This window comes from Acidovorax sp. ACV01 (assembly GCF_014851495.1).
GTDB lineage: Bacteria > Pseudomonadota > Gammaproteobacteria > Burkholderiales > Burkholderiaceae_C > Acidovorax > Acidovorax radicis.
In genome coordinates this window covers 200,503-220,162 of the sequence record NZ_JACUZT010000008.1, presented here as the reverse complement: position 1 = coordinate 220,162, position 19,660 = coordinate 200,503, and the positions used below count along the sequence as shown (strand labels likewise).

Genomic DNA, 19,660 nt, shown 5'->3' with positions numbered 1-19,660 from the left:
CGGAATGCCACAGCCGTATCGCCTTGGGGTGAGCCGCGTGCCTGACCCCTGTTTTGCCTAAGCCATGGCGTATTTACACTTGGGATCTCCGTACTCTTTTGCCCGTGATCCTCTCCATGACCGACTCCGCCTCGTTCGCCTCTCTCCTGTCCCGCGTGGACGCTGTCATCGTGGACCTGGATGGCACCATGGTGGACACCATGGGGGACTTCAATGAGGCCATCAATCGCATGCTTCGTGAGCTGGCCCTGCCGGCCATTGGGGCCCAGCGCATCGAACACATGGTGGGCAAGGGCTCGGAGCATTTGCTGCGTTCAGTGCTGAAACATGTGCTGGCACTTGAGGGTAGTGCGCAAGATGCTATAAAAATTGAAGCAATCTATCCTTCGGCCTGGGCCAGCTATCAGCGCCACTATCTGGCAATCAATGGCCAGTTTGCCGGGGTGTACGACGGCGTGGAGGTGGGGTTGCAGGCGCTGCGAACCCGGGGACTGCACTTGGCCTGTCTGACCAATAAGCCCACGGACTTTGCGCTGCCGCTGCTGAAGTCCAAAGGGCTCGACGGGTACTTCAAGAACGTGTTTGGAGGCGACGCGTTTGAGCGCAAGAAGCCCGACCCTCTGCCCCTCATCAAGACCTGCGAAGCGCTGGGCACCGTCCCCGCGCGTACGCTGATGCTGGGTGATTCCAGCAACGATGCGCAGGCGGCACGGGCGGCGGGCTGCCCCGTGGTGCTCGTCACCTACGGCTACAACCACGGCCAGCCCGTGCGGGCGGTGGATTCCGACGGGTTTGTGGATTCGCTGGCGCAGCTGGCCTGAGCTGGCCGCGGTCGAGCTTGGGTGTTCAGGCGGGCAACTGGCGCGGCGCCACGCTGCGGTAGTCCAGCCGTGAGGCGCTGGCGCTGTTGCCACGCGCGGGAGCGGGCACTGCATCGCTGTGGCGGGTGGCGCTGGCTGAGAGTCGGAAGACCGCCACCGCATCCACCAGCTGTCCCGCCTGCGTCTTGAGGCTGTCGGCCGCCGCTGCGCTTTGCTCTACCAATGCTGCGTTCTGCTGGGTGGCCTGGTCCATCTGCGTGATGGCTTCACCCACCTGGGAGACACCCTGGCTCTGCTCGCTGCTGGCGGCGCTGATCTCGCCCATGATGTCGGTCACGCGCCGGATGGCACCCACCACCTCGGTCATCGTGGCGCCAGCCTTGTCCACCAGGGCGGTGCCGCGTTCCACGCGCTCCACGCTGGTACCAATCAGTCCCTTGATTTCCTTGGCGGCTTCCGCGCTGCGCCCAGCCAGGCTGCGCACTTCGCCTGCCACCACCGCAAAGCCGCGCCCCTGCTCGCCTGCGCGCGCAGCCTCCACGGCAGCATTCAGGGCCAGGATGTTGGTCTGGAAGGCGATGCTGTCGATCACGCTGATGATGTCGGCGATCTTTTTGCTGCTGTCGTTGATGCCCTTCATGGTCGTGACCACTTCGGCCACCACGTCGCCGCCCTGTTGGGCCACGGTGGATGCGCTCATGGCCAGTTGGTTGGCCGTGCGCGCGTTGTCGGCGTTCTGGCGCACGGTGGAGCCCAGCTCTTCCATCGACGCGGCGGTCTGCTGCAGGGCCGACGCTTGCTGCTCGGTGCGGGCCGACAAGTCGTTGTTGCCCGAGGCGATTTCGGCACTGGCGGTGGCGACGCCTTCGGCGCTGTGGCGCACATTGCCAACGATGGTGGCCAGGCGCGATTGCATGGTGGCCAGAGCCTGAAGCAGTTGCCCGGTCTCATCGTTGCCATTGGCCTCGATGGGGTGGGTCAGGTCGCCGTCGGCAATGTTTTCTGCCGCCTGCTTGCCCCGCTGTACGGGTTGCACGATGGAGCGCGTGACGGTGAAGGCCAGCAGTGCGCCCAGCGCCACGGCGATCAGTGTGCCCACGCCCAGCAGCACCTGGCTGGCCTTGGCCAGCGTGCTGGTGTCACCCTGGCTGTCGGCCAGCTGTGCGGCCATGGCGGTGCGCAGATCGTCGAGGGATTTGAGGTACTTGTCCGCCAGGGGGCGCAGGTCTTTGTCTACCAGCGCAGGCACATTGGGTTCGCCACCACGGTGCAGCTCGCGGATTTCGGCGAGCTTGTCGGTGTAGGCCTTGCTGGCTGCGGCGATGGCGGCCAGCTGCGCTCGGTTCTTGTCGCCCTGTACCAGGCCTTCGATGCGTTTGACCTTCGTCTCGATGCCGGTGGATGTGGCCTGCGTGTCGGCCGTGAGCTTCTCCATGTAGTCACGGTCGATGGCCTTGAGAAACGCCTCGGTGCGCACCCAGTTCAGGCGGATGTCCGAAGCCCAGTTTTCCACCAGGGTCTGTTGTTCGATCTCCTGGGTGGCCACGCGCTCGCTGGCGCCTTGCAGGCTGGCGATGCGCCACATGCCGGTGGCGGCAATCAGCGCCGTGATGAGCAGGATGGCCCCAAAGGACGAGCCCAGGCGCAGGCCGACGGAAAGGTTGCTGAGTTTCATGGTGGTAGCTGGCGCAAAAAGGTGTCTGGAGGCAGAAAGGTGGCGTTACAGACGGCTCGCTGCGGGGCGCGGGTAGCGCGAAAAGCGTGGTTCAGGCCGTGGCATCGGTTGCTGCGGGTGCGATTGCCTGATGCAAAGACTACTCCCGAGGTGGGAGTGCGTCTGTCGGACGCGGGACAGCCCCCGGGGACGTTGTTTCGGGGTTTGTCCCAAGGGCGTTTTTTAGGCGGGCTTTCCCAGCAGGGCGTCCTTCAACTTCCAGTCGGCCGGGGTGTTGCCCAACCAGATGCCCAGCAGCGCGTTGAAGAATTCAGGCTCCTTGAACGGCTCGCCCTGGGGCTTGCCCTTGACCGTGATCACCGTGCCGGTGCCCGGTATCCAATCGATCATGAACTGGTCGCCCGCTTGCAGTTTCTTGTGGTCCGAGAAGATCTGGCTCATGCGCAGCACGCCTGGTATGAGCTTGGAGAACGCTGCGCGGTCCATGTTGTCTTCCATGCCGCGCGAGAACAGCTTGCCCAGCTCGGTGGAGTCGATCTCGCGCAGCATGGTGATGCTCATGCGCTTGGGCCCCTTCTGGGCCATGATGTCGGCCGGGGTGTTGGCCTTTTTTTCGAGGTACAGGCCTGCGGTGTACACCTTGAACACGGCCTTGTAGCGAACGCCTGCCCCGTTGAGCTGAAGGCTGCTGCCGCTCAGGCTGCTTGTCTCTTCATATTTGATGTCGGCCACGGTGATGGGCTGGGCAATGGCACCGGCCGCCAACAGGCATGCCACTGCCGCTGCGGCGCATCGCTGAAGGAACTTCATGCGCAACTCCTAAAAAAGAACGCTCGTTCGTTTCCAATTGTTGCAGCGCTCCCGATGCCCCGCAACAGGGTTTTCGAGTGGTTGTGTGATCTCGCGTTGAGGGCTGTCAAACCGGGCGGGGAAAAAAGCTTTGCTACACTTTGGCCCATGTTCATTCATCACGTGTTCATCACAGGTTGCAGCGACCGGGGAGCTTGGCCCTGGCGTCGGCCTGCCTCTTTGAACGCCTGATAGCACCTGGGCAACCGCCCCAGCGTGCACCCGTGGCCTTCACCCTGTGCGGTGAGGCCGATTGAATGGACCGCAGCGCAACCCCTTATTTCATTGCACAGGGGACACGCGCTGCCACAGCTGGGAGCTCTCCCCGTGATCACAGAACTTGAATTCAAAAGCCTGGCCAGCGAAGGCTATAACCGCATTCCGCTCATGGCGGAAGCCTTTGCGGACCTGGAAACCCCGCTCTCGCTCTACCTGAAGCTGGCGCACAGCAAGGATGGCGGCAAGCACAGCTTTCTGCTGGAATCCGTGGTGGGTGGCGAGCGCTTCGGGCGCTATAGCTTCATCGGCCTGCCCGCGCGCACGTTGCTGCGCGCCAGCGGCTTCGGGGCTGCGGCGCGCACCGAGGTCGTTACCGACGGCCAGGTGGTCGAGACCGCCGAGGGCAACCCGCTCGACTTCATCGAGGCCTACCAAAAGCGCTTCAAGGTGGCTTTGCGGCCCGGCCTGCCGCGCTTTTGCGGCGGTCTGGCCGGCTACTTTGGCTACGACGCGGTGCGCTACATCGAGAAGAAGCTCGAGACCACCTGCCCACCCGACACCCTGGGCTGCCCCGACATCCTGCTGCTGCAGTGCGAGGAACTGGCGGTCATCGACAACCTTTCGGGCAAGCTCTACCTCATCGTCTACGCGGACCCGGCCACCCCCGAGGCGTACGCCAAGGCCAAGAAGCGCCTGCGTGAGCTCAAGGAGCAGCTCAAGTACTCGGTGAGTGCCCCGGTGGTCAAGCCCACCGAGGGCCACCCCGCCCAGCGCGACTTCGCCAAGGCCGACTACCTGGCCGCCGTGGACCGGGCCAAGGAACTGATCGCCGCCGGTGACTTCATGCAGGTGCAGGTGGGCCAGCGCATCCACAAGCGCTACACCGAGTCGCCCCTGTCGCTGTACCGCGCGTTGCGTTCGCTGAACCCGTCGCCCTACATGTACTTCTACGACTTCGGCGACTTCCACGTGGTGGGCGCCAGCCCCGAGATCCTGGTGCGCCAGGAGAGCACGCCGGATGGGCAGAAGATCACCATCCGGCCGCTGGCCGGTACGCGCCCGCGCGGTGCCACGCCCGAGAAGGACAAGGCCGCCGAGATCGAACTCATCAACGATCCCAAGGAGCGCGCCGAGCACGTCATGCTGATCGACCTGGCGCGCAACGACATCGGCCGCATCGCCAAGACCGGGACCGTGAAGGTGACCGAGGCCTTCGCGGTCGAGCGCTACAGCCACGTGATGCATATCGTGAGCAACGTCGAAGGCATCCTGAACGACGGCATGACCGCCATCGACGTGCTCAAGGCCACCTTCCCGGCGGGCACGCTGACTGGCGCACCCAAGGTGCACGCCATGGAGCTCATCGACCAGCTCGAACCCACCAAGCGCGGCCTGTATGGCGGCGCCTGTGGTTACCTGAGCTACGCGGGCGACATGGACGTGGCCATTGCCATCCGCACCGGCATCATCAAGAACGGCACGTTGTATGTGCAGGCCGCCGCCGGTGTGGTGGCCGATTCGGTGCCCGAGCTGGAGTGGAAAGAAACCGAACACAAGGCCCGTGCCCTGCTGCGCGCGGCCGAACTGGTCGAGGAGGGCCTGGAATGACCCGCGCCATTGCCAAAGTGAAGGCCTGCACCACCATGCAGGATGTGCGCCGCGAAGTGAACGCGCTGGACGATGTGCTGGTGCCCCTGCTGGTGGAGCGCGTGGGCTACATGACCCAAGCGGCGCGCATCAAGCAGGGCGCCGAGCAGGTGCGCGACGAAGCCCGTATCGAGGCCATCGTCGCCCGCGTGCGCGAGCGATCCCTGGCCGAAGGCGGCGACGCCGACGTGATGGAAGCCATCTACCGCAGCCTCATGGAAGCCTGTATTGCCTATGAACACCGCGAGTTCGCCCGTCTGCGCGAGCCCGCCCTTGCCGGGAGCGCCGCATGAAACTCTTGATGGTCGATAACTACGACAGCTTCACCTACAACATCGTCCAGTACTTTGGGGAACTGGGCGCCGAGGTCGAGGTGTTCCGCAATGACGAGATCACCGTGGCAGAGATCGACGCGCGCCTGAATGCCGGGCAGCTTGACCGGCTGGTGATCTCGCCCGGCCCTTGTTCTCCCGCCGAGGCCGGCATCTCGGTCGCCGCGATCCAGCACTTCGCGGGCAAGCTGCCCGTCCTGGGTGTGTGCCTGGGACACCAGGCCATTGGTGCGGCCTTTGGCGGCACCATCGTCCGCGCGCAGCAGCTGATGCATGGCAAGACCAGCGTCATCACTACTACGCAAAAGGGCGTGTTTGCAGGCCTGCCGGAGCAATTCACCGTCAACCGCTACCACTCGCTGTCCATCGAGCGCTCTACCTGCCCCGATGTGCTGGAGGTGACGGCCTGGACGGAGGACGGCGAGATCATGGGTGTGCGCCACAAGGCGCTGGCCATTGAAGGCGTGCAGTTCCACCCCGAAAGCATCCTGACCGAGCACGGCCACGCCATGCTGAAGAATTTTCTGGAGCAGCGCGCATGACTGCGCCAAACCCCCTCGCACAGCTCTATGGGTACAAGCGCTGGGCCAATGAGGAGCTGCTGGCGCTTGGCGAGGCCTCGCAAACCGCATTGCCTGCGGATGACTACCGGTTGTTTGTACGCATCCTGAACCACACCTATGTGGTGGACCAGATCTTCGCTGCGCATCTGGCGGGTCGCCCGCAGACCGCTTATGCGGCGACCAATACCGAAGAAACGCCATCGATCGATGCCTTGCGCCAAGCCATCCGCGCGTCGGACGACTGGTATCTGCAGTACGTGGGCGGGCTGGGCGATGCGCAGCTTGCCGAACGTGTGGCGTTTCGCTTCACCGATGGCGACACGGGCAGCATGTCGCGCAGCGAGATCCTGAACCACATCGTCGTGCATGGCACCTACCACCGGGGGGCTGCGGGCCGTATTCTGGCCACGCATGCGGTGCAGCCTCCGCGTGATTCGCTGACGACCTTCTTGCACCGACTGGAACCCGGCCGCCGCTGGTAGACATCACCATGCCTGAACTCCATCAACTGCTCATGTTCATTGCCGCAGGCTGGTTGCTCAACCTCACGCCCGGGCCTGACGTGCTTTACATCGTCACCAACGCGCTCAAGTCCGGCACACGCGCGGGCATCGTGGCGGGGCTGGGCATCACGGCCGGGTGTTTTGTGCACATCTTCGCGGCTGCGGTGGGTGTGGGGGCGCTGCTGGCCACGTCGGCGACCGCGTTCACTGTGCTCAAGTGGGTGGGCGCCGCCTATCTGATGTGGATGGGCGTGCGCATGCTGTTTGCCAAGGCAGCTGCAGAGGGCGGCAGCAGCGCCGCCTTGGTGGCAGCGCAGGCGGCACCCGCACACCACACGCCGCTTCGCAAGGTGTTCCTGGGGGGCTTCTGGACCAACGTGCTCAATCCCAAGGTCGCCATTTTCTTTCTGGCCTTTGTGCCGCAGTTCATTGCGCCGGGCACCGACAACAAGGCGCTGGCCTTTGTGCTGCTGGGCGTGCTGTTCAACGTAAACGCCATCCCCGTCAATGTGGGCTGGGCGCTGGCCGCTTCGTGGATGGCACGGCGCGCCACATTGATCCAGCGTGGCATGCACTGGCTGGACCGCGTGGCGGGTGCCATGTTCATCGGCTTCGGACTCAAGCTGGCCTTCACGGATCAACCGGCGGCTTGAACACCACTACAGGAGACATCGTCATGCCCATCACGCCCCAGGAAGCGCTGCAGCGCACCATCGAGCACCGCGAAATCTTCCACGATGAGATGCTGCACCTGATGCGCCTCATCATGAACGGCGAGCTGTCGCCGGTCATGACTGCTTCCATCATCACCGGCCTGCGCGTGAAGAAGGAAACCATCGGCGAGATCACCGCAGCCGCGCAGGTGATGCGCGAGTTCAGCACCAAGGTGCACGTCAAGGACGCGACCCACATGGTGGACATCGTGGGTACGGGCGGCGACGGCGCCAACACCTTCAACATCTCCACCTGCTCGATGTTCGTGGCCGCCGCTGCGGGCGCCAAGGTCAGCAAACATGGCGGGCGGGGTGTGTCCAGCAAAAGCGGCAGCGCCGACGTGATGGAGGCCCTGGGCATCCACATCAACCTCAAGCCCGAGCAGATCGCCCAGTGCATCGCCGAGGTGGGCATTGGTTTCATGTTCGCGCCCAACCACCACCCGGCCATGAAAAATGTGGCCCCGGTGCGCAAGGAGCTCGGCGTGCGCACCATCTTCAACATCCTGGGCCCGCTCACCAACCCGGCGGGTGCGCCCAACATCCTGATGGGCGTGTTCCACCCCGACCTCGTCGGCATCCAGGTGCGTGCGCTGCAGCGCCTGGGCGCCGAGCACGCGCTGGTGGTGTACGGCCGCGATGGCATGGACGAAGTCAGCCTGGGCGCCGCCACACTGGTGGGCGAGCTGAAAAACGGCCAGATCACCGAATACGAAATCCACCCTGAGGACTTCGGCCTGCCTATGGCCAGCAACCGCGCCCTCAAGGTCGAAACGCCCGAGCAATCGCGTGACATGTTGATCGGCGTGCTCAAGGGCGAGCCCGGCGCCGCGCAGGACATCGTCTGCTTGAACGCCGGTGTGGCGCTGTATGCGGCCAATGTGGTCGATTCGGTGCCCGCAGGGCTGGCCAAGGCCCGCGCCGCAATTGCCTCGGGCGCCGCGCTGGCCAAGCTGGAGCAGGTGGTTACGCGCACGCATGCGCTGGCGGTGTGACCTCGGAGCAGACAATGAAAAGTGGGCATCGCATGTTGCAAAATGTCCACGACCTGGCGGCTGTCGTTGAGATGGACGCCTGTCTGTACCTGCCCGCACGGGTGCAAAAGCAAACAGTATGGACGAGCGTCTTGACGGTTCTGCCGCTTTGCTCAATGGGCTATATCGTGCTGATTTTTCGGTGGCCACTGCTCGCGACCGAATGGTGGGTCATCGTGCTTTGCCTTTTTGGCGCAGCAGCTGTGTTGCGGTGGCACGTCCGGAGATCCACATACAGTGCGTATTGGATCCTGGACATCGCGAAGCGCAGGCTGGAGTCGGTGGAAAAGGACGTGGCACCGATCCAACTGGATGCGTCGCATTCCATTGGCTGCCACAGTGGGCCGCTCCATCATGGCGTTCTCACGGTCGAAGTCGAGTTGCGCCACAGAACCTCGGGTCCTGTCGCCACCCTATGCTCTGTGGACATGCCAACCTCTCTGAAGTCCAACTTGGCCACCCAATTGGAGATTCTCGACAAGTGCGTGGACCGGTTGGTTCATCGACTGGAGATCCGGCGATCCGGCGCTCGGCTGGTTTCGTAGACTTGCAAAGCAACCTATTCAACATGCGCGCAGCGTATTACCTCAACTGGTACTCAAATGTCTGACATCCTCAACAAAATCGTCGCCGTCAAGCACGAAGAAGTGGCCGCCGCCAAAAAGCGCCTTTCCCTCGACGCCATGCGCGCCGACGCCGAGAGCCGCGTGCTCACGCGCGACTTTGAGGGCGCCTTGCGCGCCAAGATCGCCAAGGGCCAGGCGGCGGTGATTGCCGAGATCAAGAAGGCCAGCCCATCCAAAGGCGTGCTGCGCGCCGATTTCGAGCCGGCCGACATCGCCCAGAGCTATATGGAAGGCGATGGCAAAGTCAGCGCGGCCTGCCTGTCGGTGCTGACTGACCGGCAGTTCTTCCAGGGCCAGCCCGACTACCTGAAACAAGCCCGCGCCAGCACCTTGCTTCCCGTGCTGCGCAAGGATTTCATGGTGGATGCGTACCAGATCTACGAATCGCGAGCCATGGGCGCCGATGCCATCTTGCTGATTGCGGCCAGCCTCGACGACGCCCAGATGGCCGACTTCGAGGCCATTGCCCGCAGCCTGGACATGGCGGTGCTGGTGGAGGTGCACGACCGCCCCGAGCTGGAGCGCGCCTTGAAGCTCAAGACCCCGCTGGTGGGCATCAACAACCGCAACCTGCGCACGTTCGAAGTCACGCTCGACACCACGCTGGCCATGCTCAAGGACGTGCCATCGGACCGGCTGCTGGTCACCGAATCGGGCATCCTCAAGCCCCAGGATGTGAAGACCATGCGCGATGCGGGCGTACACGCCTTCCTGGTGGGCGAGGCGTTCATGCGGGCGGATGACCCGGGCCTGGCGCTGGCCAAGCTGTTTGCCTGATGGGAATGAATACTATTATTTTGATAGCTATTTGCGCTTATCCATAAAGCGCTGGTGGCCATTTTTGCCATGAATTCATCAGCTCAGCCTTTCTCCCAGCTCCAAAGCGCCAACCCCGCCGACTGGCCTGTGGCACCGGGCTGGCAGCCTTTGGTGGACGCTTTTTTTGCCGGTGCCCGTGGGCAGGCGTTGCTCGCGTTCTTGCAAGCACGGCTGCAGGCGGGTGCGGCGATTTTTCCGCCCCAGCCACTGCGGGCGCTGGACCTCACGCCGCCCGAGCAGGTGCGCGTGGTCATCCTGGGGCAGGACCCGTACCACGGCCGGGGCCAGGCCGAGGGGCTGGCGTTCTCGGTAGCACCGGGTGTGCAGTTGCCGCCCTCGCTGCGCAACATCTTCAAGGAGATGCAGCGCGACCTGGGCACCGCGTTCCCTGCGTGGCCCGAGCCCGGAGGCAGTCTGGTGAAGTGGGCCAAGAATGGCGTGTTGCTGCTCAACACCGGCCTCACGGTGGAAGAGGGCCAGGCCGCGAGCCACGCGGGCAAGGGCTGGGAGGAACTGACCGACGCCGTCATCCGCCACGTGGCCGAAGGCCCACGCCCGGTCGTGTTCATGCTCTGGGGCTCGCACGCCCAGGGAAAGCGCGCCTGGATTCCGCAGGACCGGGGGCACCTGGTGCTCACGTCCAACCACCCGTCACCGCTGTCGGCGCTGCGCCCGCCCGTGCCTTTCATTGGCAACGGGCACTTTGGCAAGGCGCGCGCGTTTCGCGAGCAGCGCCAGGGTTGATACCCGCAGGTTCTTAGTCTGCCGGGCAGTCCGGAAAGCGTTTTTTCAGTTCAGCCGCAGGCATGGTTTCGGCCAGATCCATGTTGCGCACGATGGGGATGTATTCGCCCCGTTCGGCAAAGCGCATCAGCGTGGTCACCGCCCGGGTCTTGCCGCCGCCTTTTTGGCAACCGGCCAGTTCCAGCCCCAGGCCCAGCTCGCGTTGTCCGTCGTCCGTGGCCTTCCATCCCAGCGCCTTCGTGCGCAGTGCCTGCAGCCTTGGCAGGGCTGCGGGGTCGATGCGCCAGACCTGTGTTTGCGTCTGGGGGCGGTCGTAGTCCGCCAGCGCGCTGCGCTCAGCGGTGCTGCGCAGTTCTTGGAGCGGCAGTTTTTCCTCCAGCAGTTCGGTGGTGGTGCTGCCATTGGGCAGGCGCACTTTGCGCGACACGCTGACCGACAGCACCAGCGCGTCGCCATGGATCTGCAAGCCAGGCTGGTGCACCACTGCGGCGCGCAGCGCGGCGGGGTCCAGCGTTTCCAGGTTCAAGCTGCGCAGCTTCCACAGCGATGACACCGGGACGCTTCCGCAGGCAGCCAGGAGGGAGGCCGCGAGGGCCAAAGACAAGGACAAACGCGAGAGGCGGTGGAATGGGGAGTTTTTTTGGTGGGCCATGGCTTTCAGAAATTTCTGTATGACGGTATATTATTATTGTTTTGCAGAAAAGTTTGAGAAAAAATCATGTCCTCTCACGCCACTTCTCAGGTCTCTCCTGTCCAAAGTTCTTCGTTTCGGCGCCTGGCCTGGGGGTTGCTGGCGGCCAGCTGGGCGTGCGCCCTGGTGTCGCTGGGGTTCTCGCTGGCACGGTGGGCGGCCATCGGGCAAGAGGCGGGCTGGGGTGGCTGGATGCCACTGACGGTTGTGCCAGCGCAGGCCCTGCTGGTGGGCCTGACACCGCCGCAGTCCATGGAGTTGCAGTGGCGTTGGGTGGGGGTGGCTTTGGAGTGCATTCCCGCTGTGGCCATGTTTTATGTGGTGCTGTGTGTGCACCGCATCTGCCGCACGTTTTTGGCGGGTGAGGTGTTCGGGGCTGTGGTCGTGCGGGGGTTTCGCGGTGTGGGTTGGGGTTTTCTGGCGATGTTCGTGACGTCGCTGCTCTACCAGGTGGGGGTGACGGCGTTGTTGTCGTGGTTGGCGTCGGGCCAGAACGGCGGGATGATCGCGCTCGGCGTCGGATCGTTCGAGATGAGCGTGCTGGTGGTGGGTCTCATGATGCTGCTGCTGGCCCATGTGCTGGCCGAGGGCCGCCGCCTGCAGGCCGAAGCCGATGCGTTCGTGTAACCGGGGCGTCGCATGCCGATTGTTGTGACCCTGGATGAAATGCTGGTGCGCCGCAAGGTGAAGTCGCGCGATCTGGCGGCGCACGTGGGCATCACCGAGGCCAACCTTTCCCTGCTCAAGAGTGGCAAGGTCAAGGGTGTGCGCTTCGAGACGCTTTCGGCCATCTGCGAATACCTGCAGTGCCAGCCGGGCGACCTGCTGGTGTGGGTGCCGCACGATGGGGAGGAAACTGACGGCCAGCGCGGGGCCTGAGCCGTTGCGGTTCGGCCTGGGGAGTCGCTTGCGCCGCCGGCGCCTGGGGATGGCCGTGGCGCTGTCCCTGGTTCTGCATGCGGCGCTGCTGACGGTGTGGATGAAAAAAGAGGTGCGCCAGCCACGCGCGCGGCAGCCCGCCACCGCCGCGATGCAGTGGGTGACGGTCATGGCCCCGCCACCCGCAGCACCTCCACCACGTGCGCCGAAGGCTGAGGTGGCGGCTGCACAGGGGCTGCCGCGCTCTGCCTTGGGGCACCCGGCGGTGGCGGTGGGCCGCTCTGCCCATGCGCCGACGGACCCTGCGCCTGCGGCGCGTGCCGCAGTGGGAATTGCGGGCGCCGGTATGGACGGCGAGCGCCATGGGGTCGCAGATCGGGCGGCTCCACCGGCGCAGGCTGCGGTGCCTTCTCAAACCGCCCCATCCAGCCCCCTGCCAGCATCTGCTGCATCTGCACCGTGGGAGGCCGACAGCATTGCCCGCGCGCTGCAGCGGGAGCGGGCCTGGCAGCGGCGCCATGGCTCCCTTGCACCGGATGCCCTGACTGTACGGCGGGAGGCACCTGCACCCGGTTTGCCCATGGGGCATGAAATGTCGGTGCGCGAGTCGGTGGGGGCGGATGGGGGCCGTGTCTCCCGGGTCCAGGGCGCCGCTGGCACCTACTGCGTGCGCGTGCCGTCGGCCAACCGCCTGCCCGAGCTGGGAGCCGCGCCCCGGCTGGCGCCGGTCACCACCTGCCCATGACGCCGTGCCGCAACGGCGTCAGCGCGGCGGGCTGCGCTCCAGCAGCATGGCGTCGCCGTAGCTGAAGAAGCGGTACTGCTGCGCCATCGCATGCCGGTACAGGCCCATGATGTGGGCATAGCCTGCAAACGCGCTCACCAGCATCATCAGCGTGCTCTTGGGCAGGTGGAAATTGGTGATCAGCACATCCACCACCTGGAATGCAAAGCCTGGCGTGATGAAGATGTTGGTGTCGCCCGTGGCCTGGCCCGAGCGGGCCCAGGATTCGAGCGTGCGCACGGTGGTCGTGCCCACGGCCACCACGCGCCCGCCGCGCTGGCGGCAACGTTCCAGCGCCGCCAGCGTGGCCAGCGGCACTTCGTACCACTCGCTGTGCATCTGGTGTTCGGCCAGGTTTTCGGTCTTGCACGGCTGGAAGGTGCCCGCGCCCACATGCAGCGTGACGCTCGCGCGTTCGATGCCACGCGCGGCCAGGCCGGCCAGCACGCCTTCATCAAAGTGCAGCGCCGCGGTGGGCGCGGCCACGGCGCCGGGAGCGCGCGCAAACACGGTCTGGTAGCGCTGGCTGTCCTCTGCCTCGTCAGGGTCGTGGTCGTTGTTCTGCTGGCGCTCGATATAGGGCGGAAGCGGAAGGTGGCCGTGGCGGTCCATCAGCTCCCAGGGCGATTCGCCCGCAGGGCCGTGCAGCGCAAAGCGGAACAGCGGGCCGTCCTCGGTGGGCCAGCGGCCCAGCAGCATGGCGTCAAAACCACCCGCGTTGCGGCCCCCGGCCATGTGCACGGTGCTGCCGGGCAGGGGCTTCTTGCTGACCTTCATGTGGGCCACGACTTCGCTGCCGGGGTTGCCCGCCTCGGCGGACAGCACGCGCTCGATCAGTAGCTCCAGCTTGCCGCCGCTGGCCTTCTCGCCAAAGATGCGCGCCTTGACCACGCGCGTGTCGTTGAAGACGAGCAGGTCGCCTTCGCGCAGCAGTCCGGGCAGCTCGCGAAAGATGCGGTCCACGGGTTGCATGGCACGGCCGTCGAGCAGGCGCGAGGCGCTGCGCTCGGGGGCCGGATGCTGGGCGATGAGTTCGGGGGGCAGCGAGAAATCGAAGTCGCTGAGGGTGAAGACGCGCGGGGCGTGGGGCGCGCTGGTGGCCAGCGGTGCGCTGGATGCGCCGGGGGAGAGATCAGTCATCGTGCTTGAGGGCCGAACGGGCCCGTGCCAAGGTAAAAATTGCGGAGGGCGCGATTGTCCCACGTGGCTGTGAGGCCCGCCGGGTGCGGCTATGGCTGTCGCTATGGCTGCGTGGCGAACGCCACCGGTGCCGGTACGCGGTGCACCAGCCGCTGCACATCGTCGGCCTGGGCCAGTGTCGTGCCAGGGTGCAGCAGGGCAGCCGCCCCCGCAGCCACGCCCCAGCGCAGGGCCTCGGCAGGGGCGTCGCCCCGGTCCAGCGCCCAGACCAGGGCCGCCAGGAAACAGTCGCCCGCGCCCGTGGTGCCCGTGGTGGCGGGCACATTGAGGGCGGGCGCCTGCCACACGCCCTCCCGCGTGGCCAGCACGGCACCTTGTTCGCCCACCGACAGGGCCACGATCCCGGCGGCGCCGCTGTGCACCAGCGACTGGGCGGCGGCGCACCAGTCCGCCGTGTGCTCCAGCGGTTGTTGCATCACCTCACGCAGTTCGCGCAGGCTGGGCTTGACCAGGGCCACCCCGGCTTGCAGCGCGGCTGCCAGCGGTGGGCCCGAGGTGTCGATGGCCACGCGCACCCCCCGGGCGCACAGGGCCTGCGCCAGCTGGGCGTAAAAGTTATCGGATGTGCCGGGTGGCAGGCTGCCGCTGGCGATCAGCCAGCGCGGCGGCGGTTGTTGCGCCGTCAGCGCATCCAGGCAGGCCTGCCATTCGGCGGCTTGCAGCGTGGGGCCTGGCAGCACAAAACGAAACTCCTGGCCCGTGGTGGTCTCGACGACCGAGAAGTTTTCGCGCGTATCGCCTGCAATGGGTTGCAGCACCGTGGGCACGCCTTCATTGGCCAGCAGCTGCCGCACCTGTGTGCCCGCTGCACCGCCCGCCAGCGTCCAGGCCAGCACATCGGCGCCCAGGCGGTGCAGCACGCGCGCTACGTTGATGCCGCCGCCGCCCGCGAAACGCTGCACCGGGCCGCAGCGCAGCTTGTGGGTGGGCCCAACGTGGCCGGTGGTGGTGGCCAGGTCGAGGGCGGGGTTCAGCGTGAGGGTGATCAGTGCGGGCATGGGGCTACCAGGCCTTTTCGGCAAAGCCCGACCACAGCTCGTTCAGGTCCGGAAAGCGCCACTTGTCGGGGTCTTCACGCGCCACGATTTTTTCGTTGCAGTGCGGCGCGGACAGATCCACCATTTCGGGTGGGATGCGCAGGTCGGACTTGGTCGAGAAGAACACCTTGACCGTGGGGGCGGTGAGCGCGGCGGCCGATTGTTCGGTGACCACGCCGATGCGGCCTGATGTCAGGCGCACGAGCGAGCCCACAGGGTAGATGCCGATGCTTTTCACAAAGGCCTGGAAGATGCGGGCGTCGAAATGGTCCTTGGTCCACTCGGCCATGCGGCGCAGCGACTCGGCGGGGTCCCAGCCGCGCTTGTAGGGCCGGTCGGAGGTGATGGCGTCGTACACATCGCAGACGGCGGTCATGCGGGCGATCACGCTGATACCCTCCCCCTGGAGCTTGTCCGGGTAGCCCGAGCCGTCGACCTTTTCATGGTGGTGCAGGCAGGCATCCAGCACGGCGTCGGGCACGTTGCCGCCTTCCTTGAGCATGTGAAAGCCCTCCACCGGGTGGCTGCGCACCACGGTGAACTCCTGGTCGGTGAGCTTGCCGGGTTTGTTGAGCACACTCAGCGGAATGGCGGCCTTGCCCAGGTCGTGCAACAGGCCCGCCATGCCGGCCAGCCTCTGCTGGTCATCCTTGAGCTTGAGCTGCTGCGCCAGCGCGACCATGAGCGCGCACACGGCCACCGAATGCATGTAGGTGTAGTCGTCGGCCGTCTTCAGGCGCGCCAGGCTGATGAGCGCGCCCGGGTTGCGGGTGACGGAGTCCGAGATCTCTTGCACCAGGCTCTGCGCGCCCGCCGTATCCACCGCGCGGCCCAGGCGGGCCTCATTGAACATCGAGACCACGGCCTGCTTGGACTTCACACAGATGGCAGCGGCCATCTTGAGCTCGCTGGCCATGTCCGTGGGTTTACGGTCCCGCTTCGGCGGCGGTGGCGGAGGCGGCAGCGTGACCTTGAGGGGGGGGAGGTCCTCCAGACGGCTGAAGTCGGTGTCAATCTGGGCATCGGCCTCTTCGCGCGAAACCGACACGGTGCCTGGCGCCACGTCCAGCCCCTTGCTGGTGTCAATCCAGCACTCCTGGATCGCCGTGGACTGGATGCGGGCCAGATCCTTGGGTTCCTTGAGGAGGAACTTGGCCCGCCAGAAGGGGTGGTCCATCCACGAGCCGCAGAACTCGTGCAGATACATGCCCAGGGTGAGATGTTGAATGTGGATGCGCTTGAGCATGACGAGAACCCTGGGCTCGGAAAAAACGCCCACCTTCAGGTGTGAGCAACGGTAACCATGGTAGCCTTTTTGCCCAGTCCCTGCCGTTCGTAGAACCCGCTACATGCCCGCCGCCGCCCCCAGAGTTTCCCGCAACGCCAAGGCTCCGGCACCTCCTGCCGTGGTCAAGGGCGGCGCGTCGGTGGCGCAGAAGGCGCTGCAGAAGCTGGGCCTTCGGCGCGACATCGACCTGGCCCTGCACCTGCCCCTGCGCTATGAAGATGAAACCCGCATCACCCCGCTGGCCAATGCGCGCGATGGGCAGATGGTGCAGATCGAAGCCACGGTGACCTCCAGCGAAATTCAGCTGCGCCCGCGCCGCCAGCTGCTGGTGCAGGTGGAGGACGACACCGGGGCGTGCGAACTGCGTTTCTTCAGCTTCTACCCCTCGCACCAGAAGACCCTGGCCGTGGGTGCGCGCCTGCGCATCCGGGGCGAAATCAAGGGCGGCTTCTGGGGGCGACAAATGATGCACCCCGCGTTTCGCGCAGCGGGTGGCGAACTGCCCGCCGCGCTGACGCCGGTCTACCCCACCACCGCCGGTTTGCCACAGCCCTACCTGCGCCGTGCCGTGGTCGGCGCGCTGGCCCGGGTGGATTTGTCAGACACCTTGCCATCCGCTGTCGAGCCGCCTTTGGCCCATTTTTATAGCAAAAATGGCCTCCAGCGCTTGTTCAGCTTGCGCGAGGCGCTCACTTTTTTGCACCACCCCACGCCCGATGTGGCGCTGTCCACGCTGGAAGACCACAGCCACCCCGCGTGGCAGCGCCTCAAGGCCGAGGAGCTGCTGGCCCAGCAGCTGTCGCAGCAGCAATCGCGCCGCGCGCGCGACATGCTGCGTGCGCCCGTGTTGCGCGCGCAAAAAGCCGCAGACGGTTCCTTGCCGCTGCACGAGCAGCTGCTGGCCGTGCTGCCGTTCAGCCTCACGGCGGCGCAGCGCCGCGTGGGCGAAGAGATTGCGGCCGACCTGGCCCGCAAGGTGCCCATGCACCGGCTGCTGCAGGGCGACGTCGGGTCGGGCAAAACGGTGGTGTCGGCCCTGGCCGCCTGCCTGGCCATGGACGCGGGCTGGCAGTGCGCGCTGATGGCGCCCACCGAAATCCTGGCCGAGCAACATTTCGCCAAGATGATCGGCTGGCTCGAACCCCTGCTGGCCGCGCGCGGCCGCAAGGTGGCCTGGCTGGTGGGCGGGCAAAAGAAGAAGGACCGCACCGCCATGCTCGCACTGGTGGCCAGCGGCGAGGCCGCGCTGGTGGTGGGCACCCACGCCGTGATCCAGGAGCAGGTGCAGTTCAAGAACTTGGCGCTGGCCATCATCGACGAGCAGCACCGCTTTGGCGTGGCGCAGCGGCTGGCGCTGCGGCAGAAGCTGGCCGCCCACGGTATGGAGCCGCACATGCTCATGATGAGTGCCACCCCTATCCCGCGCACGCTGGCCATGAGCTACTACGCCGACCTGGATGTCTCCGTCATCGACGAGCTGCCCCCGGGCCGCACCCCCATCGTCACCAAGCTCATCGCCGACAGCCGCAAGGACGAGGTGATTGCACGCATCGGCGCGCAGGTGGAGGCTGGGCGGCAGGTGTACTGGGTGTGCCCGCTGATCGAAGAGAGCGAGGCGTTGGATCTGAGTAACGCCACGGCCACCCACGCTGATCTGAGCGAAGCCCTGCCGGGTTGCATGGTCGGGCTGTTGCATTCGCGCATGCCCACGGCCGAGAAGAAGGCCGTGATGGCGCTGTTCACCAGCGGCCAGATGGGCGTGCTGGTGAGCACCACCGTGATCGAGGTCGGCGTGGACGTGCCCAACGCCTCGCTCATGGTCATCGAGCATGCCGAGCGTTTTGGCCTCTCCCAGCTGCACCAGCTGCGCGGCCGGGTGGGGCGCGGTGCGGCCGCATCGGCCTGCGTGCTGCTGTATGCCACCAACGACAGTGGCCGTGTGGGCGAAACTGCCAAGGAGCGCCTGCGCGCCATGGCCGAGACCAACGATGGCTTCGAAATCGCCCGGCGCGACCTCGAAATACGGGGCCCTGGCGAGTTCCTGGGCGCACGCCAGTCGGGCGACGCGCTGCTGCGTTTTGCCGACTTGGCCACTGACACGCACCTGCTGGAATGGGCGCGTGAGCTGGCTCCGGTGATGCTGGATCGCCACCCGGAATTGGCCGCAAAGCACGTGGCGCGCTGGTTGGGTGGAAAATCCGACTATCTCAAGGCATGAAACGGCCTGCTGGAACACACCATGACCCTCACCGAACTCAAGTACATCGTTGCCGTGGCGCGGGAGAAACACTTCGGTCATGCGGCCGACGCCTGTTATGTATCGCAGCCCACGCTGTCGGTGGCCATCAAGAAGCTGGAAGAAGAGCTCGATGTGAAGCTCTTTGAGCGCAGCGCGGGCGAGGTCTCCGTCACGCCGCTGGGCGAAGAGATCGTGCGCCAGGCGCAGAGCGTGCTGGAGCAGGCGGCGGCCATCAAGGAGATCGCCAAACGCGGCAAGGACCCGCTGGCGGGGCCGCTCACACTGGGCGTGATCTACACCATCGGCCCTTACCTGCTGCCCGAGCTGGTGCGCCAGTCGATCGTGCGCAACCCGCAGATGCCGCTGATGCTGCAGGAGAACTTCACGGTGAAGCTGCTGGAGATGCTGCGCACGGGCGAGATCGATTGCGCCATTCTGGCCGAGCCCTTCCCGGACACGGGGCTGGCCATGGCGCCGCTGTATGACGAGCCTTTCATGGCAGCGGTGCCCAGCTCGCATCCGCTGGCGACCAAGAAGTCCGTGACGGCGGCTGAACTCAAGAGCGAAACCATGCTGCTGCTTGGCGCGGGCCACTGCTTTCGCGACCATGTGCTCGAGGTCTGCCCCGAATTCGCACGTTTTGCGAGCAATGCCGAGGGCATCCGCAAGTCGTTCGAAGGCTCTTCGCTGGAGACCATCAAGCACATGGTGGCGGCGGGCATGGGCGTGACACTGGTGCCGCGCCTGTCGGTGCCGCGCGATGCGCTGCTCACCGTGTCGCGCCGCCGCAAGAGCGACGAGACCTACATCCGCTACCTGCCCATCCGCGAGGAAGATGGCGGCCCGCCGCCCGTGCGCCGCGTGGTGCTGGCATGGCGGCGCAGCTTCACGCGCTACGAGGCCATCGCGGCGTTGCGCAACGCGGTGTACGCATGCGAACTGCCGGGCGTGAAACGCCTGTCCTGAGCCCTCCTGGGTCTGCCTGGCGGGACTACAC

Annotated in this window: 21 protein-coding genes; 15 read left to right on the top strand and 6 right to left on the bottom strand. The window is 65.7% G+C overall.

Annotated features, from left to right (window positions below):
• Nucleotides 1–116: 116 nt before the first annotated feature.
• A complete protein-coding gene (gph, locus tag IB243_RS21955; protein WP_192429363.1) occupies nucleotides 117–821 on the top strand; it encodes a phosphoglycolate phosphatase in 705 nt (234 codons plus the stop codon).
• Between the two features lie 25 nt (nucleotides 822–846).
• Here the strand turns inward: gph and IB243_RS21950 are convergent, their stop codons facing one another.
• A complete protein-coding gene (locus tag IB243_RS21950) occupies nucleotides 847–2,496 on the bottom strand; it encodes a methyl-accepting chemotaxis protein (RefSeq protein ID WP_192429362.1) in 1,650 nt (549 codons plus the stop codon).
• A 222-nt stretch (nucleotides 2,497–2,718) separates the two neighbouring features.
• Nucleotides 2,719–3,306 carry a chalcone isomerase family protein gene (locus IB243_RS21945; protein WP_192429361.1) on the bottom strand — a complete coding sequence of 196 codons (588 nt, stop codon included), beginning with the start codon at nucleotides 3,304–3,306 and terminating at the stop codon, nucleotides 2,719–2,721.
• 366 nt (nucleotides 3,307–3,672) lie between these two features.
• On the opposite strand from IB243_RS21945, the gene trpE reads away from it, so the two are divergent.
• The 9 genes from trpE to IB243_RS21900 all read left to right on the top strand — a co-directional run bounded on the left by trpE (nucleotide 3,673) and on the right by IB243_RS21900 (nucleotide 10,545).
• Nucleotides 3,673–5,172, top strand: a complete 1,500-nt coding sequence (gene trpE, locus IB243_RS21940) for an anthranilate synthase component I (RefSeq protein ID WP_010466387.1) — start codon at nucleotides 3,673–3,675, stop codon at nucleotides 5,170–5,172.
• Nucleotides 5,169–5,504, top strand: a complete 336-nt coding sequence (locus tag IB243_RS21935; RefSeq protein WP_192429360.1) for a chorismate mutase — start codon at nucleotides 5,169–5,171, stop codon at nucleotides 5,502–5,504. The genes trpE and IB243_RS21935 overlap by 4 nt, the downstream gene beginning before the upstream one ends.
• On the top strand, nucleotides 5,501–6,085 hold the full coding sequence (locus tag IB243_RS21930) for an aminodeoxychorismate/anthranilate synthase component II (protein WP_192429359.1): 585 nt from the start codon (nucleotides 5,501–5,503) through the stop codon (nucleotides 6,083–6,085). Before IB243_RS21935 ends, IB243_RS21930 begins: the two co-directional genes overlap by 4 nt.
• Nucleotides 6,082–6,588: a DinB family protein gene (locus IB243_RS21925; protein ID WP_057229963.1), complete on the top strand. Its 507-nt coding sequence runs from the start codon at nucleotides 6,082–6,084 to the stop codon at nucleotides 6,586–6,588. Before IB243_RS21930 ends, IB243_RS21925 begins: the two co-directional genes overlap by 4 nt.
• A gap of 8 nt (nucleotides 6,589–6,596) precedes the next feature.
• Nucleotides 6,597–7,262: a LysE family translocator gene (locus IB243_RS21920; protein WP_192429358.1), complete on the top strand. Its 666-nt coding sequence runs from the start codon at nucleotides 6,597–6,599 to the stop codon at nucleotides 7,260–7,262.
• A gap of 23 nt (nucleotides 7,263–7,285) precedes the next feature.
• Nucleotides 7,286–8,317 (top strand): anthranilate phosphoribosyltransferase, encoded by a 1,032-nt coding sequence (gene trpD / locus IB243_RS21915; RefSeq protein WP_057229958.1) that lies wholly within the window; start codon nucleotides 7,286–7,288, stop codon nucleotides 8,315–8,317.
• A gap of 32 nt (nucleotides 8,318–8,349) precedes the next feature.
• The gene (locus tag IB243_RS21910; protein ID WP_192429357.1) at nucleotides 8,350–8,901 is read left to right on the top strand and encodes a hypothetical protein; all 552 of its coding nucleotides are present in this window, start codon (nucleotides 8,350–8,352) and stop codon (nucleotides 8,899–8,901) included.
• A gap of 57 nt (nucleotides 8,902–8,958) precedes the next feature.
• Nucleotides 8,959–9,759, top strand: coding sequence for an indole-3-glycerol phosphate synthase TrpC (gene trpC / locus IB243_RS21905; protein ID WP_057229955.1), 801 nt, complete (start codon nucleotides 8,959–8,961; stop codon nucleotides 9,757–9,759).
• Between the two features lie 69 nt (nucleotides 9,760–9,828).
• On the top strand, nucleotides 9,829–10,545 hold the full coding sequence (locus IB243_RS21900) for a uracil-DNA glycosylase (protein ID WP_192429356.1): 717 nt from the start codon (nucleotides 9,829–9,831) through the stop codon (nucleotides 10,543–10,545).
• A 13-nt stretch (nucleotides 10,546–10,558) separates the two neighbouring features.
• On the opposite strand, the gene IB243_RS21895 is transcribed toward IB243_RS21900, so the two are convergent.
• Nucleotides 10,559–11,197 carry a hypothetical protein gene (locus IB243_RS21895; RefSeq protein ID WP_192429355.1) on the bottom strand — a complete coding sequence of 213 codons (639 nt, stop codon included), beginning with the start codon at nucleotides 11,195–11,197 and terminating at the stop codon, nucleotides 10,559–10,561.
• 66 nt (nucleotides 11,198–11,263) lie between these two features.
• Between IB243_RS21895 and IB243_RS21890 the strand changes: the two genes are divergently transcribed.
• From IB243_RS21890 to IB243_RS21880, 3 genes are read left to right on the top strand one after another with little or no spacing between them, the layout of a single operon-like run.
• Nucleotides 11,264–11,863: a DUF2975 domain-containing protein gene (locus tag IB243_RS21890; protein ID WP_081474698.1), complete on the top strand. Its 600-nt coding sequence runs from the start codon at nucleotides 11,264–11,266 to the stop codon at nucleotides 11,861–11,863.
• Nucleotides 11,864–11,875: 12 nt separating this feature from the next.
• On the top strand, nucleotides 11,876–12,115 hold the full coding sequence (locus IB243_RS21885) for a helix-turn-helix transcriptional regulator (RefSeq protein ID WP_010466376.1): 240 nt from the start codon (nucleotides 11,876–11,878) through the stop codon (nucleotides 12,113–12,115).
• 28 nt (nucleotides 12,116–12,143) lie between these two features.
• Nucleotides 12,144–12,860 carry a hypothetical protein gene (locus tag IB243_RS21880; protein ID WP_192429354.1) on the top strand — a complete coding sequence of 239 codons (717 nt, stop codon included), beginning with the start codon at nucleotides 12,144–12,146 and terminating at the stop codon, nucleotides 12,858–12,860.
• An 18-nt stretch (nucleotides 12,861–12,878) separates the two neighbouring features.
• Here the strand turns inward: IB243_RS21880 and queA are convergent, their stop codons facing one another.
• The 3 genes from queA to IB243_RS21865 form a co-directional block, all read right to left on the bottom strand.
• Entirely contained in the window at nucleotides 12,879–14,039 is a 1,161-nt protein-coding gene (queA, locus tag IB243_RS21875; protein WP_192429353.1) for a tRNA preQ1(34) S-adenosylmethionine ribosyltransferase-isomerase QueA, read from the bottom strand.
• A gap of 101 nt (nucleotides 14,040–14,140) precedes the next feature.
• Nucleotides 14,141–15,097: a 1-phosphofructokinase family hexose kinase gene (locus tag IB243_RS21870; RefSeq protein ID WP_192429352.1), complete on the bottom strand. Its 957-nt coding sequence runs from the start codon at nucleotides 15,095–15,097 to the stop codon at nucleotides 14,141–14,143.
• 4 nt (nucleotides 15,098–15,101) lie between these two features.
• Nucleotides 15,102–16,382, bottom strand: a complete 1,281-nt coding sequence (locus tag IB243_RS21865; RefSeq protein ID WP_192429351.1) for an HD-GYP domain-containing protein — start codon at nucleotides 16,380–16,382, stop codon at nucleotides 15,102–15,104.
• A 103-nt stretch (nucleotides 16,383–16,485) separates the two neighbouring features.
• Here IB243_RS21865 and recG point away from each other — a divergent pair, with 103 nt between their 5' ends.
• Nucleotides 16,486–18,642, top strand: a complete 2,157-nt coding sequence (gene recG, locus IB243_RS21860; protein WP_192429350.1) for an ATP-dependent DNA helicase RecG — start codon at nucleotides 16,486–16,488, stop codon at nucleotides 18,640–18,642.
• 21 nt (nucleotides 18,643–18,663) lie between these two features.
• On the top strand, nucleotides 18,664–19,629 hold the full coding sequence (locus IB243_RS21855) for a LysR substrate-binding domain-containing protein (RefSeq protein WP_010466369.1): 966 nt from the start codon (nucleotides 18,664–18,666) through the stop codon (nucleotides 19,627–19,629).
• Nucleotides 19,630–19,660 lie beyond the last annotated feature (31 nt).